12 protein-coding genes are annotated in these 15,343 nt (G+C 35.1%); 11 read left to right on the top strand and 1 reads right to left on the bottom strand.

The genetic code is table 11. The annotated features are described in order from the left end of the window. Positions 1-4: 4 nt before the first annotated feature. From pgmB to ABEB31_RS04740, 10 genes are all read left to right on the top strand, one after another. On the top strand, positions 5-661 hold the full coding sequence (gene pgmB, locus ABEB31_RS04785) for a beta-phosphoglucomutase (RefSeq protein ID WP_347050763.1): 657 nt from the start codon (positions 5-7) through the stop codon (positions 659-661). Positions 662-848: 187 nt separating this feature from the next. Continuing rightward, the gene (locus ABEB31_RS04780) at positions 849-3,152 is read left to right on the top strand and encodes a glycoside hydrolase family 65 protein (protein ID WP_347050205.1); all 2,304 of its coding nucleotides are present in this window, start codon (positions 849-851) and stop codon (positions 3,150-3,152) included. Positions 3,153-3,179: 27 nt separating this feature from the next. Then, the gene (locus tag ABEB31_RS04775; protein ID WP_347050204.1) at positions 3,180-5,294 is read left to right on the top strand and encodes a glycoside hydrolase family 97 protein; all 2,115 of its coding nucleotides are present in this window, start codon (positions 3,180-3,182) and stop codon (positions 5,292-5,294) included. 181 nt (positions 5,295-5,475) lie between these two features. Continuing rightward, the gene (locus tag ABEB31_RS04770; protein ID WP_347050203.1) at positions 5,476-7,332 is read left to right on the top strand and encodes a glycoside hydrolase family 13 protein; all 1,857 of its coding nucleotides are present in this window, start codon (positions 5,476-5,478) and stop codon (positions 7,330-7,332) included. Positions 7,333-7,523: 191 nt separating this feature from the next. Next, entirely contained in the window at positions 7,524-9,188 is a 1,665-nt protein-coding gene (locus tag ABEB31_RS04765) for an alpha-amylase family glycosyl hydrolase (protein ID WP_347050202.1), read from the top strand. A 204-nt stretch (positions 9,189-9,392) separates the two neighbouring features. After that, positions 9,393-10,070 (top strand): glycerophosphodiester phosphodiesterase, encoded by a 678-nt coding sequence (locus ABEB31_RS04760; RefSeq protein WP_347050201.1) that lies wholly within the window; start codon positions 9,393-9,395, stop codon positions 10,068-10,070. Between the two features lie 83 nt (positions 10,071-10,153). Then, positions 10,154-11,362, top strand: coding sequence for a BaiN/RdsA family NAD(P)/FAD-dependent oxidoreductase (locus tag ABEB31_RS04755; RefSeq protein ID WP_347050200.1), 1,209 nt, complete (start codon positions 10,154-10,156; stop codon positions 11,360-11,362). A 7-nt stretch (positions 11,363-11,369) separates the two neighbouring features. After that, positions 11,370-12,020, top strand: coding sequence for an HAD family hydrolase (locus ABEB31_RS04750; RefSeq protein ID WP_347050199.1), 651 nt, complete (start codon positions 11,370-11,372; stop codon positions 12,018-12,020). 96 nt (positions 12,021-12,116) lie between these two features. Next, positions 12,117-12,836: a hypothetical protein gene (locus ABEB31_RS04745; RefSeq protein ID WP_347050198.1), complete on the top strand. Its 720-nt coding sequence runs from the start codon at positions 12,117-12,119 to the stop codon at positions 12,834-12,836. 10 nt (positions 12,837-12,846) lie between these two features. Then, positions 12,847-13,569, top strand: a complete 723-nt coding sequence (locus ABEB31_RS04740; protein ID WP_347050197.1) for a hypothetical protein — start codon at positions 12,847-12,849, stop codon at positions 13,567-13,569. Between the two features lie 43 nt (positions 13,570-13,612). Here ABEB31_RS04740 and ABEB31_RS04735 read toward each other — a convergent pair whose 3' ends face one another. Beyond that, on the bottom strand, positions 13,613-14,089 hold the full coding sequence (locus tag ABEB31_RS04735) for a TspO/MBR family protein (RefSeq protein WP_347050196.1): 477 nt from the start codon (positions 14,087-14,089) through the stop codon (positions 13,613-13,615). A gap of 141 nt (positions 14,090-14,230) precedes the next feature. Between ABEB31_RS04735 and ABEB31_RS04730 the strand changes: the two genes are divergently transcribed. Then, complete coding sequence (locus tag ABEB31_RS04730; protein ID WP_347050195.1) at positions 14,231-15,313, top strand: diphosphomevalonate decarboxylase; 1,083 nt, start codon at positions 14,231-14,233, stop codon at positions 15,311-15,313. The last annotated feature ends 30 nt before the right edge of the window (positions 15,314-15,343 follow it).

The raw sequence follows: 15,343 nt of genomic DNA, 5'->3' as shown, positions 1-15,343 counted from the left end.
ATTTATAATGAAAAAAGCATTCATATTCGATCTTGACGGTGTAATTGTAGATACCGCTAAATATCACTTTCTAGCCTGGCAAAAAATTGCTCAGTCATTAAACATAAACTTTACACACGAAGACAACGAATTACTTAAAGGTGTAAGTCGTGTTCGTTCTTTAGATATAATTCTTGGATTAGGAAATGTTGAAGCTTCTCAGGAAGATAAAGACAAATGGCTGATCCAGAAAAATGAAGATTATTTATCTTATTTGGTTGACATGGACGAAAGTGAGATTCTTCCGGGAGTTGCTAAAATTCTAAAACTATTAAAAGATAAAAATCAGGGAATTGCACTGGGTTCTGCCAGTAAAAATGCAAGACCTATTTTAGAAAAAACAGGAATCATTTCATATTTCGATGTGATTGTTGACGGAAACGACGTTACAAACGCAAAACCAGATCCTGAAGTTTTCGTAAAAGCGGCTCAATTATTAAATATTGATCCAAAAAATTCAATTGTATTTGAAGATTCTGTTGCCGGAATTCAGGCAGCAAATATCGCAGAAATGGTAAGTGTTGGAATTGGTGAGGAAACAATTTTACATGAGGCTGATTTCATTTTTAAAGATTTCACTGAAATAGATGAGAACTTTATTAATGGGCTAATTAGTCAATAAGAAAATGTGATAATTAGAAAATGAATCAATAGATACTTTTTCTAATTATTAATGAATAATCAATCAAAAAGTAAAATCGTAAAACAATCACAATTATATAATTAGAATTAAAAGTCAAACTTATAATTATCAATCACCATTGACAAATTATCTAATTATCTAATTGCCAAATTATCTCATTAAACAAATGAATCAAGATTATATAAAACCAGACAATTGGTCGGTTATAGAAGAGGGATTTGATGCCGAAAGAGTAAAATCGTCGGAAAGTCTTTTTAGTATCGGAAACGGGGCCATGGGGCAGCGCGCGAATTTTGAAGAAACTTACTCTGGCGAAACCTTTCAAGGAAGTTATATTGCCGGAATTTATTATCCGGACAAAACAAAAGTGGGCTGGTGGAAAAACGGTTATCCGAAATATTTTGCCAAAGTACTAAACGCTCCAAACTGGATTGGTATCGACATTGAAATCAACGAAGAAAATCTGGATTTGAATGCTTGTACCGAAGTTAGAAATTTCCGAAGAGAACTTAATATGAAAGAAGGATGGTACAACCGTTCTTTTGAAGCGGTGCTCAAAAACGGAACTGAAATTGCGGTAAACGTTCGTCGTTTTCTTTCTATGGATTTAGACGAAGCCGGAGTGATCAAATACGATATTACACCTTTAAACAAGGATGCAAAAATCGTTTACAAACCCTATATCGATGCCGGAGTAACTAATGAAGATGCGAACTGGGAAGAAAAATTCTGGGAACCGCTCGAAGTTAAAAAGGGTACAAATGAAGCTTTTGTAACGGCGCAGACTTTTAAAACGCATTTTAAAGTTACAACTTTCATGCACAATACGATTTTTGCAAATGGCGAAAATATTCATGTTTCTCCTTCAACAATCGATTCGACAACAGACAAAGTTCAATATACGTACGGAACAATTATTGCAAAAGGACAAACCTCATCCATTCAAAAAATTGGTGGCTATACGGTTTCTTTAAACCATGAAAATACGTTGGCCGGAGCCGAAAAAATAATTAAAAATGCAATTGCTTTAGGTTACGAAACTTTGCTTCAAAACCAAATTGATGCGTGGAGTAAAATCTGGGAAATGTCGGATATCACAATTGAAGGTGATGTTAAGGCACAGCAGGGAATTCGTTTCAACATTTTTCAATTAAACCAAACCTATTCCGGAAAAGACAGCCGATTGAACATTGGTCCAAAAGGATTTACCGGAGAAAAATACGGAGGATCTACTTATTGGGACACTGAAGCGTATTGTATTCCGTTTTATATGGCTACTAAAGATCAGCAGGTTGCAAGAAACTTATTGACGTATCGTTACAATCAATTGGATAAGGCAATCGAAAATGCGAAAGACAATTTAGGCTTTAAAAACGGCGCTGCATTGTATCCGATGGTTACCATGAATGGAGAAGAATGCCACAACGAATGGGAAATCACTCACGAAGAAATACACAGAAATGGTGCGATTGCTTTTGCGATTTACAATTATTACCGATACACGGGCGATTACTCGTATATCCCGGAAAAAGGTTTAGAGGTTTTAATCGGAATTGCACGTTTCTGGCACCAGAGAGCTTCTTTTTCAAAAGACAAAAATCAGTACGTAATTCTTGGCGTTACTGGTCCAAATGAATACGAAAACAATATCAACAATAATTTCTACACCAATTATATTGCAAAATGGTGTATTGATTTTGCTGCCGATCAAATCAATAAAGTGGCATTGGAATATCCTGCTGACCACAAACGTATTTTTGAAAAAGTAAATCTTTCTTCTCAGGAAGTTAAAGAATGGAAAAAAGTAGCTGACAATATGTATTTCCCAGTTTCAGAAGAACTTGGAATTTATTTACAGCAAGACGGATTCTTAGACAAGGACTTAGTTCCGGTGAAAGATTTAGACCGTTCGCAAAGACCAATCAATCAAAAATGGTCCTGGGATCGTGTTCTGCGTTCGCCGTACATCAAACAAGCTGACGTTTTACAAGGCTTCTATTTCTTCGAAGATCATTTTTCGAGAGAAGAATTAGAGCGTAATTTTGATTTTTATGAATCCTTTACGGTTCACGAAAGTTCACTTTCACCTTGTGTACACTCCATTCAGGCTGCCCTTTTAGATAAAATGGATATGGCCTATACTTTTTATTTAAGAACTTCCCGTTTAGATCTTGATGATTATAACAAAGAAGTAGAAGAAGGTTGTCACATTACGTCGATGGCCGGAACGTGGATGAGTATCGTAGAAGGTTTTGGCGGAATGCGTGTGAAAAATGACCAATTGCATTTCTCCCCAAAAATTCCTAAAGAATGGAAAGGTTATTCATTTAAAATAAATTTTAGAAATCAGATTTTAAAAGTAGCTGTAAATCATGACGAAACCACTTTTACAGTAGACGGTGATCAAGATTTAACAATTGTAGTTAACGGAAATCCTGTAATTGCAAGTAAATTTGTACAAATAAATTAAATTACAATCCACTTAAAAATTAAAAACATGAAAAACTTATTTTTCGCAAGTTTAGTTTTGTTTGCGGTGAGCTCGATTGCTAAGGCGCAGCAATTAAAATCTCCCGAAGGAAAGTTCGTAATGGAATTTTCTCTTCAAAGCGACGGAACTCCAACTTACAATTTAAAATACAAAAACAAAGAAGTTGTAAAAACCAGTAAATTAGGTCTTGAACTTAAAGATGATAAAAAATCTTTACTGAATGATTTTACTATTGCTGATACCAAAACTTCAACTTTTGACGAAACCTGGAAACCGGTTTGGGGAGAAGTAGATCACATCAGAAACCATTATAATGAACTGGCTGTGACTTTAAACCAAAAAGGAACAGACAGACAAATCGTAATTCGTTTTCGTTTGTTTGATGACGGTTTAGGATTTAGATATGAATTTCCGACACAAAAGAATCTTACTTATTTTACCATTAAAGAAGAAAAATCTCAGTTTGCTATGACAGGAGATCATACTGCTTTCTGGATTCCGGGAGATTATGATACTCAGGAATACGATTACACCAAATCAAAATTGTCTGAAATTAGAGGTTTATCTGAAAAAGCATATACAGCAAACGTTTCTCAAAAGAACTTTTCTCCAACAGGAGTTCAGACTTCTTTGATGTTAAAAACAAATGACGGAATCTACATTAACTTACATGAGGCTGCTTTGATCAACTATTCTTGTATGCACCTGAATTTAGATGATAAAAACATGACTTTTACATCTTGGTTAACTCCTGATGCAAAAGGAGACAAAGGTTATATGCAGGCGCCAAGCCACTCGCCATGGAGAACGATTATGGTAAGTGATGACGCCAGAGAAATTTTAGCTTCAAAAATGACGTATAACTTAAATGATCCGTCAAAAATTGAGAATACTTCGTGGATTAAACCTGTGAAATATATTGGTGTGTGGTGGGAAATGATTACAGGAAAAAGCTCCTGGTCATACACAAATGACTATCCAACTGTACAATTAGGTGTTACCGATTTCGCGAAAGCAAAGCCAAACGGAACACATGCAGCAAACAATGCGAACGTAAAGAAATACATTGACTTCGCTGCTGCTAATGGTTTTGATGCTGTTTTGGTTGAAGGATGGAACGAAGGCTGGGAAGACTGGTTTGGTCATTCTAAAGATTATGTTTTCGATTTCGTAACGCCATACCCGGATTTCGATGTGAAGGGTTTACACGCTTACGCGAAATCTAAAGGTATAAAAATTATCATGCACCACGAAACTTCCGGTTCTGTTCGTAATTACGAGCGCCACATGGATGCAGCTTACAAATTCATGAATGATAACGGATACGATGCTGTAAAAAGCGGTTATGTAGGTGATATTTTGCCTCGTGGTGAAAACCATTACAACCAGTGGATTGTAAATCACTACCAATACGCAATCGAAAAAGCAGCAGATTATAAAATTATGGTAAACGCTCACGAAGCGGTTCGTCCAACAGGAATTGCGAGAACATATCCAAACTTAATTGGAAATGAAGCGGCAAGAGGAACAGAATATCAGGCCTTTGGCGGTTCTAAACCAAATCACGTTACCGTTTTACCTTTTACGAGATTAATTGGTGGTCCAATGGATTACACGCCGGGAATCTTTGAAATGGATATCAGCAAATTGAATCCTGATAACAAATCGCATGTAAACAGTACTATTTGTAATCAATTGGCATTGTATGTAACGATGTATAGTCCGTTGCAAATGGCAGCTGATACTCCGGAGAACTACAACCGTTTTCCAGATGCTTTTCAATTCATTAAGGATGTAGCAGTTGACTGGTCTGAAAGTAAATATATCGAGGCTGAACCTGGAGATTTTATCACCGTTGCCCGTAAAGCAAAAGGAACAAACAACTGGTTCGTAGGAAACGTAAACGGAGAAACTTCTCGTACATCAAACATCGACTTCAGTTTCCTTGAAAAAGGTAAAAAATATACGGCAACAATTTACGCCGATGCAAAAGATGCGCATTACAAAACAAATCCGCAGGCTTATACGATCAAGAAAATTGCTGTAACAAACAAATCAAAATTATCTCAGTTATCTGCTCCTGGCGGAGGTTATGCGATAAGTATTATTGAAAATAAATAACACCCAAAAAGACAAGTAATTTTCCCCAGAATTGCTTGTCTTTTTTTCTAAAGTCTATACAACCTGCAAGGTTTTAAAAACCTTGCAGGTTTAAAATACACTTGAAGTTTATCTATAAATTACTTCAAGCTATACCTACAAGGTTTTGAAAACCTTGCAGGAAACTAAAAAACTACATACTATGAACACTCAAAAACATTCATTTTATAAATTAATCCTACTGGTCTTGTTGTTTACCGCTTCCGCGAAAGCGCAAATCCAAAAAGTAGAACCGCCTTTCTGGTACGCAGGAATGAAAAATCCAGAACTGCAGATTATGTTCTACGGAAAAAACATTGCACAATATGAAGCTTCTGTTTCTAACAATGTTGGCATTAAAAATGTAGAAAAAACAGAAAACCCTAACTACGTTTTCATTACAATCGACACACAAAATCTTAAAGCATCAGAACTTGTTTTTTCTTTTAAATTGAAAAACAAAGTTGCTTTCACTCAAAAATATTCCCTTAAAGAAAGAAGAGCTAATTCTGCTGACCGAAAAAGTTACGATGCATCAGACATGATGTACTTAATTATGCCGGATCGTTTTGCTAACGGAAATCCGAAAAACGACAGCGATCCTGTTTTAACAGAAAAAGGAAACCGCGCAGAACCGGGCGGGCGTCATGGCGGAGATATCGAAGGAATTATCAAAAACTTAGATTACATTTCGTCTCTTGGCGCAACAACAATCTGGAGCACGCCTTTATGCGAAGACAACGACAAACAGCATTCATACCATACGTACGGACAATCGGACGTTTACAAAATTGATCCGCGTTATGGAACCAACGACGATTATGCACGTTTATCTGCAGAAATGCACAAGAAAAACATGAAGCTAGTTATGGACTATGTAACCAATCACTGGGGAATTACACATTGGATGATTAAAGATCTGCCAACAAAATCATGGATCAATCAGTTTGAAAATTACACACAAACGCATCATAGACGCGAAGTAATTACCGATATTCACGCTTCAAAAACAGATCAGGAAGTTTGTGTTGACGGTTGGTTTGTACCTTCCATGCCGGATTTGAATTTAAGAAATCCGCTTGTTGCGAAATACTTAACGCAAAATGCTATTTGGTGGATTGAATTTGCTAATCTTGACGGTTTCCGTGTAGATACTTATAATTATTCGGATAAAACAGCAATGGCATATTGGGCAAAGGCAATTACAACAGAATATCCAAACTTTAATATAGTAGGTGAAATCTGGATGCACAATCAAGCGAATTTAGCCTATTGGCAGAAAGACAGTAAAATTGGTGCAATTGAAAATTACAACTCGAATCTGCCGAGTGTAATGGATTTTACACTTCAAAGTCAAATAACTTCTGCTTTTAACGAAGACGAACCAACTTGGGACAACGGACTGATTAAATTCTACAACAATTTTGCAATGGATTATTTATATCCAAATACAAATAACATTTTGGTTTTCGCCGAAAACCACGATACTGATCGTATGAATGATAAATTCAAATACGATCTTCCAAAATACAAACTGGCGATGACCTTATTGGCAACAATTCGCGGAATTCCGCAAGTTTATTACGGCTCAGAAATCGGAATGGGCGGAGACAAAAGTAAAGGTGATGCCGATATTCGTCAGGATTTCCCAGGCGGATGGGCTGGTGATAAAAACAATGCTTTCACAAAAGAAGGAAGAACAGCACAACAAGCCGCTTATTTTGATTTTACTTCAAAATTATTCAATTGGAGAAAAACAAACGAAGCCGTTCACTTCGGAAAAATGACACATTATATTCCGGAAAACAATACTTATGTGTATTTCAGATATACAGATACTAAAACCGTTATGGTGGTTTTCAACAACAATGCAAAAGAACAAACTGTAAAAACAAACCGTTTCAAAGAAAACATCAAAAACTTTAAATCAGGGAAAGATGTTATCACCGGAAAAACATTCGATCTAAGTTCTGAAATTACTTTAGAACCAAAATCAGCAGTTGTTTTAGAGTTAGAATAACAAATTTTTTCTCTCGCAGATTCAGGAGATTGAGCAGATGTTTAAAAAAGAAAATCTGCTGAATCTGCGAGAAACTATTTTTTTCGTCACGACCCGAGCGAAGCGAACAGGCGAAGCAATTCACGAATTTTTATTCTTAAAGATTGTAAAAATAAATTCGTGAATTCGTGGCTATTTTTTAAAACAATATTATGAAAAAATACGCTATCCTTTCTTTATCTTTAGTATTCATAATTATGGGCTGCTCTGGCTCAAAATCAGTTTCAATGCATACAGATAATTCAAAGACACCTTTCGTTTGGGAAGGCGCAAATGTTTATTTTTTACTTACAGACCGTTTTTATAACGGAGATACATCCAACGATATCAATTTTAACCGAACTAAAACTCCCGGGAAACTCCGAGGATTTGAGGGCGGCGACATCATCGGAATTACCAAAAAAATTGGAGAAGGTTATTTTGATAAACTCGGAATCAATGCCATTTGGCTTACGCCGATTGTAGAGCAGATTCACGATGGTGTGGACGAAGGAACAGGTTTAAGTTATGGATTTCACGGCTATTGGGCAAGAGACTGGACGGCTTTAGACCCTAACTTCGGCACTAAAGAAGATTTAGCGAATCTGGTAAAAAAAGCCCACGAACACGGAATCAGGATTGTTTTAGATGGCGTAATCAATCATACAGGACCCGTAACCGAAGAAGATCCGGTTTGGCCTTCTGACTGGGTTCGCACCGGCGTTGTCTGCGATTACAAATCTTTTGAAAATACAACGATGTGTACTTTGGTAGAAAATCTTCCAGACGTAAGAACCGAAAGTACTCAAAACGTAGCACTTCCTCCCCTTTTAATTGAAAAATGGAAAAAGGAAGGACGATACGAAAAAGAAATTGCTTCGCTTGACGAATTTTTCAAACGAACAGGATATCCAAGAAGTCCGAAATATTATATCATAAAATGGCTTACCGATTATATTCTGGAATTCGGAATAGATGGTTATCGTGCCGATACAGTTAAACATACCGAAGAAAATGTTTGGGCAGATTTTAAAAAAGAATGCGATTATGCTTTTGAAACCTGGAAAAAACATCATCCTTTGCAGGTTTTAGATCAAAATCCATTTTATACCATTGCGGAAGTTTACGGTTACGGAATCAGCAGTGGTCAGGATTATGATTTTGGGGACAGAAAAGTGAATTATTTTCAAAATGGTTTTAACAATATGATCAATTTTGAATTTAAATGGAATGCCGCTCAAAGTGACTATGAAACACTATTTTCAAAATATTCAAATCATTTACAGAATGAATTAAAAGGATATTCGGTTCTTAATTATGTTTCTTCCCACGACGACGGTCAGCCTTTTGATGCCAATCGTGTCAAAGGCTTTGAAGCCGGAACTAAATTATTGCTTTCTCCCGGAATGTCTCAGGTTTATTATGGAGACGAATCGAACCGCCCTTTAGTAATTGAAGGCGCTCAGGGGGACGCCACTTTGCGTTCTAACATGAATTGGGATGATATTGAGAACAATTCTGATACTCAAAGAATGCTTTGGCATTGGCAGAAATTAGGTCAGTTTAGACGAAACCATCCTGCTGTTGGTGCTGGAATTCATTCAAAAATAAATAGTGAGCATTACGTCTTTTCAAGAATATATTCTAATGGATCATTTACAGATAAAGTTATAATTGGTTTGGATTTACCGGAAGGCAAAAAAGAACTTCCTGTAAACTCTATTTTCGAGAACGGAACCAAATTGAGAGATTGTTTTTCTGATCAAAACGTAGAAGTTATGGATGGAAAAGTGATTATTGATAGTGAATTTGGAATTGTTTTATTAGAACGTATTTAAAACACAAAGCTTGTGTTTTAATCTCGCAAAGACGCTAAGTCGCAAAGTTTTTCTTTCGCAGATTTTGTAGATTGAGCAGATAATATTTTAAAAAAAATCTGCCGAATCTGCAAAATCTGCGAGAAACAATATTTTATTTAAAAAATCCCATTTTACTTCTTTGAGCCTTTGTACCTTTGTGGCTCTGAACCTTATTCAAAAAAAATGCTCAAAATAGCTCACAGAGGTTCCAAAGCATACGAACCCGAAAATACCCTTCAAGCGTTCCAGAAAGCATTAGATTTAAATTCAGACGGAATTGAACTCGACGTTCACTTAAGTTCGGATGGACATATCATAGTGATTCACGACGAAACTATTGATAAAATGACCAACGGAAAAGGTCATGTAAATTCATTTTCTTTATCTGAATTAAAGTCTTTTCGGATTGCAGATCAACATCAAATTCCAACATTAAAAGAAGTTTTTGATCTTGTAGACAAAAAATGTTTCATTAATATAGAATTAAAAAATACTGACACTCTAATCAAAGTTGTTTCTTTAATTGAAGAATATGTTTCCGATAAAAAATGGAGCTACGACCACTTTATTGTTTCGAGTTTTGCCTGGAGTGCCTTACAGCAAGTTCACAACTTAAATTCAAAAATTCCGATTGGCGTATTAACCGAAACCGATTTGCATTTAGCTGTGGCTTTCGCCGAAACCATACAAGCAAAAGCAATTCATCCTTATTATCATTTACTGAATGCAGAAAATGTAAAGGAAATGCAGGAAAAAGGTTTTTTGGTTTTACCGTGGACAGTAAATATTAAAGGAGACATTCAAAAAATAAAAAGTTACAAAGTAGACGGAATTATCTCTGATTTTCCTGATAAAATATAACGTTTAAAATAGCCACGAATTCACGAATTATTTTTTTACCATCTTTGAGAATAAATTCGTGAGTTCGTGGCAAGAAACAAAATATGATTAAAAATTTCGACATAATAATCGTTGGCGGAGGCGCAGCAGGATTTTTTACAGCTATTAACATTGCTGAGAAAAATCCGAAACTGAAAATTGCTATTTTAGAAAGAGGGAAAGAAGTACTTTCTAAAGTCCGTGTTTCCGGAGGTGGAAGATGCAACGTTACCCACGCCTGTTTTGAACCGAATGAATTAGTAAAATTTTATCCTCGGGGCGAAAAAGAACTTCGTGGACCATTTCATCAGTTTTGTTCCGGCGATACAATTGAATGGTTTGAGAAACACGGCGTAGAACTCAAAATCGAAGAAGATGGAAGAATGTTTCCGGTTTCAAATTCATCACAAACTATAATCGATTGTTTCTTAAAAGCAACCGAAAAATTAGGCATTCAGATATTGACAGGTCAAAGTGTACAATCGATTTTTAAAGCAGAAAATCATTGGAAAATTGATACTCAAACCGACAATTATGCTTGTGAAAAACTAATTATGGCAACCGGAAGCAATCCGAAAATCTGGGAAATGCTTCAGGAACAAGGTCACGCTATTGTAAGTCCTGTTCCTTCCCTATTTACTTTCAACATCAAAGATCCAAGAATTAAAGAATTACCCGGCGTTGCGGCACAAGTTACTGTAAATGTCAAAGATACCAAACTCGAATCGACAGGGCCTTTGTTAATCACGCATTGGGGAATGAGCGGCCCTGCAATACTGAAACTGTCGGCTTGGGGCGCGAGGATTTTACACGATAAAAATTATCAGTTTACCATTTTTGTAAATTGGTTAAATGATGTTGACACCGAAGATGGGGAAAAAATTCTGAAAGATTTAAAACAGGAACACGCTAAAAAAGCGGTTTCTAAAAAATCTCCTTTTGATTTTCCGAATCGTCTGTGGGAAAGTCTGGTTTTGGCTTCGGATATTAATGAGGAAACCAAATGGGCCGATTTGTCAAAGAATCAATTGCAAAATCTGGCTTTGCAGCTTACAAAAGCAAAATTTCAGGTAAACGGAAAAAGTACTTTTAAAGAAGAATTTGTAACCGCCGGCGGAATTGATTTAAAAGAAATCAATTTTAAAACGATGGAAAGTAAACTGCACGAAAACCTTTATTTTGCAGGCGAAATTGTAAATATCGATGCTATTACAGGAGGTTTCAATTTCCAGAATGCATGGACAAGCGGTTTTATTGTGGCCAATAATATTTGAAAATAAAATGAGATTTAAAGGAATTATTTTTGATTTAGACGGAACTTTAGTCAATTCATTACACGACATTTCAGATGCAATGAATGTTGTTTTAACTGGTCTTAATCACCCCACTCACAGTTACGAAACTTATCAATATTTTATCGGAAGCGGTTTGCGAAATTTGGTCAGTAAAGCGTTGCCTGCAACATATAATTCTGACGAACAAATCGAAATTTGTTTTGAATGTATGATTAATGAATATCGCAAAAGCTGTACTTTAAAAACAAAACCATACGACGGCATTTTGGATTTATTGAATAATCCGGTTTTAGAAAACATTAAAATGGCTGTTTTTTCGAATAAAGCAGATGAATTAACGAAGAAAATCGTCTCAGAAATATTCCCGGACCATTTTGACGAAGCGGTGGGTTTGAGTACAGAAGAATTGAAAAAACCAAATCCGTTTGAGGCTTTAGCGATTAGTAAAAAATGGAATTTAAGTCCGGAAGAAGTACTTTTTGTTGGCGATTCTGATATTGATATGCAAACAGCTGTAAATGCCAATATGTATCCTTTTGGGGTTTCTTGGGGTTACAGAACTGAAGAGGAATTGAAATCGAGCGGTGCAAAAGTTGTTATTAATACTCCGTCAGAATTAATTGAATATCTCAATTAGAAAATCTAAAAATAATTAATTAACAAGAATTTACAGATTCAGTAAGTTTTCGTTAAGACTATTCTAATAATTTTACTCTCAACAAATTAGCACTGTATGAGAGTAAAATTACTTACCACAATATCCATATTTACCTACCAGCTTAGCATTTCGCAGACAGAAAAACTACTCAGCGGAAAAGTTATCGACCAAAGTTATTCTATTAAAGATGTTGAGGTTATTAATAAAACTGCCAAAACCAGTACCAGAACAAATGATTTGGGAGAGTTTTCGATTTTGGTCAATCCAAAAGACAGTTTGCTTTTCTTTCATAAAGATTATTTTTTTTCTCGATTAAAGATTACTGCAGCCCAAATTCAAACCAACATCCTTTTGGTGAAAATGGTTTTAAAACCAGAAGAATTAGATGAAGTGGTAATTCGCAACATACAATTCCCGAAAGTTGGAGCTGCCGACGAAAATTCTATAATAGTTCCCAGAGGACCGATATCGGTTCCGGGTGTTTATAACGGGACTATTGCAAACGGCGCAAATTTGATGGCTATATTCAGTTTATTTATGAAAAAAGATAAAAAAGCGAAAATTAAATTTCAAGAATTAGATTTCAAAAAATTAGCTGAAGCTACGATTCCTTTAGATTTCTTTACCACTGATTTAAAAATAAAACCAGAAGAAAAAGATCTTTTTCTTCAATTCTGCGATGCAGATCCTCAAGCTAAAATCCTGCCACAGCAGAAAAATTTACTTTATACCATGGACTTTTTATACAAAAAAAATGAAGAGTTTAAAAAATTGAATTCCGGAATTAAAAATTAAAATGTCCTTTATGAAAGTACAATTACTTACCACAATTTCTGTCTTTACTTATCAACTTAGTATTTCTCAAACCGAAAAATTAATTCAGGGAAGAGTTGTGAATCAAAATATTCCGTTGCAAAAAATAGAAGTAATTAATAAGACTGCAAAAACCAGTACCAGAACAAATGAGTTCGGAGAATTTTCCATTCTCGCAAAAGAACAGGACAGCTTATTATTTTTTTCAAAGGATTACTTATTTACAAGATTAAAGCTTACTTCGAAAGACCTGCAAAAAAGCTTTATTATTGTTCAAATGACTCCAAAGGCAGAAGAATTAGAAAATGTTACAGTCTCCAGATCTGTTTTTACTAAAGCTGAAATATCTAAAATCGCCAATGATCGAGAGGCTATAAATGAAATCAAAATTCGTAAACAATTTAATGATGTAACTTCAAAGGTTACGGTTTACGACGGAAGAATAAAAAATGCCTTAGATTTCAGTTATCCCATTTTTGATAAACCAAAGAAAAAAATTGAGCCTTTTGATGACCGTTTTAAAAAACTTGTAATTACTTCTTGCCCTCCGGATTTTTTTATTGAAAATTTAAAACTAAAACCCGAAGAAAAGGAAATTTTCATAAAATTCTGTGATGCCGATCCAAAATCCAAAACACTTTTAGAACATCCAAATGTATTGGCTGTTATGGATTTTCTTTATGCTAAAAATGAAGAATTTAAGAAGCTGAAGTAGCCTTAAAAGCCCAAAACCAAACAAACCTGAAACTAGAAACAAACTATTTATTCAACCACCAGATGCTTGCATTTAATACCGCAGCAAATGCGACCCAAGCCAGATAAGGAACTAATAAATAGGCGGAAACTTTATTTATTTTAATGAATTTTAAATACGTTTCATAAATCATCAGCCATAGAATAACAATCTCGATTAAAGCTAGTAATGGATTTTTTAATCCGAAGAATAAATAGGACCAGATCGCATTTAGTATTAACTGAATCAAAAAGAAAAGTAATGCCTTTTTAACTTTTTCGGTTTGTTCGTTTATTTTATCCCAAACCAAAGCCGCTGCAACCGCCATAAAAATATAAATCATCGTCCAGACCGGCATAAAAATCCAGTTCGGCGGATTAAAAATCGGTTTTTCAATTGTTGGATACCAGGATTCTACACTAGGCCTGGTTACCAAACTGGCAGAATATCCGACTGCTAAACAAACAATTAACGCTAATATAATTTTGACTGTCTTATTCATTTTATAAATTTTGTATTCAAAAATAAGCAAAAGAAAATTTTAAACCATATAAGTCATATAAGTTCATTAATTAATTCTGCTTATAAATTTCTTATGTGACTTATATGGCGAAAAAGTTATCTTTGCCAAAATTTTAAATTCATGTTAACAGCAGCCGATTTTATTCCTCAAAAATATACTTCAACAATCGAAAACGGAAACTTTGAGTGGAGCGCTCCAAGTAATATCGCATTAGTAAAATATTGGGGTAAAAAAGACAATCAGATTCCGGCAAATCCTTCGGTAAGTTTTACATTAAATAATTGCAAAACGATTACAAAATTGGGTTTTGAAAAGAGAGAAAACCAAAATGCTTTTTCTTTTGATTTACTTTTTGAAGGAAAACCCAAAGAAGATTTTAAGCCTAAAATTCAGAAATTTTTGGAACGAATTGAGGTTTATCTGCCGTTTTTGAAAGAATATCATTTTACTATTGATACTCAAAATACTTTTCCGCACAGTTCAGGAATTGCTTCTTCGGCATCAGGAATGGCAGCTTTGGCTATGAACTTTATGAGTTTAGAGAAAAAGCTAAATCCAGAAATGACGGATGAATACTTCTTTCAAAAAGCTTCATTTCTGGCTCGTTTAGGTTCCGGAAGTGCCTGCAGAAGTGTAAAAGGAAATGTTGTTGTGTGGGGAAATCAGGCAAATATTGAAGGAAGTTCTGATTTATTTGGAGTTGAATTTCCACATAAAATTCACGAAAATTTCAAGAATTATCAGGATACCATTTTGTTGGTTGATAAAGGCGAAAAACAAGTTTCGAGCACAGTTGGTCATGATTTAATGCACAATCATCCGTATGCTGAAAGACGCTTTGCTCAGGCACACGAAAACCTGGATTTATTAATTTCGATTTTTGAAAACGGAAATATAGAAGAATTTATCAAAGTGGTAGAAAGTGAAGCATTGACTTTGCATGCTATGATGATGACTTCAATGCCTTATTATATTTTGATGAAGCCAAATACGCTTCAGATCATCAATTCTATCTGGAAATTCAGAACCGAAACCCAGATTCCTGTTTGTTTTACACTTGATGCCGGCGCCAATGTACATGTCCTTTATCCTGAAAATGTTAAGGAAAAAGTGCTTGAATTTATTCAGGCGGATTTAGTTGCATTTTGTCAGAATAGTCAATACATTTGCGACGAAATTGGAAACGGTGCAATTGCATTGTAATTTTGCGTATCTTTAGGTAAAATTTTCAGA

The sequence above is a fragment of the Flavobacterium olei genome, assembly GCF_039749035.1.
GTDB classification, from domain to species: Bacteria; Bacteroidota; Bacteroidia; order Flavobacteriales; family Flavobacteriaceae; genus Flavobacterium; species Flavobacterium olei.
The sequence above is the reverse complement of the archived record's forward strand: the minus strand, read 5'-3'. Positions and strand labels throughout refer to the sequence as shown.